Here is a 294-nt window from a genome sequence, read left to right on the forward strand (position 1 = left end):
TAGATCGATGCCTAAGATGTCTGTTCCTGTCGTCTCAGACGGCAAAATGTGATAAGCAATCTGAGCTATACAATGGTAGCCTTTTTTTGTGATACGCATTGCTCCCCGTTTCGACTGAGATAACAGCTCAAACTGATCACTCGTTAGCACAGCTTTAATAGCCGTTCTCTTTGATTTGCCCTTTTGCATAATAGGAAAAGCGAGATGATTTGGAGTGACCGTATAGTTCTGATTGTTCCATGAGACTGTTCGTTTTTTGAACACACAGTTTCCGTGTTCAGCATATTTGGACTT

The 294-nt window shown here is 41.5% G+C and carries 1 pseudogene; it reads right to left on the reverse strand.

The annotated features are described in order from the left end of the window. A pseudogene (locus ABDZ53_RS04945) lies at window positions 1-294 on the reverse strand (hypothetical protein); the annotation flags it as partial.

Source organism: Alkalibacterium iburiense (assembly GCF_039521845.1).
Lineage (GTDB): Bacteria > Bacillota > Bacilli > Lactobacillales > Carnobacteriaceae_A > Alkalibacterium > Alkalibacterium iburiense.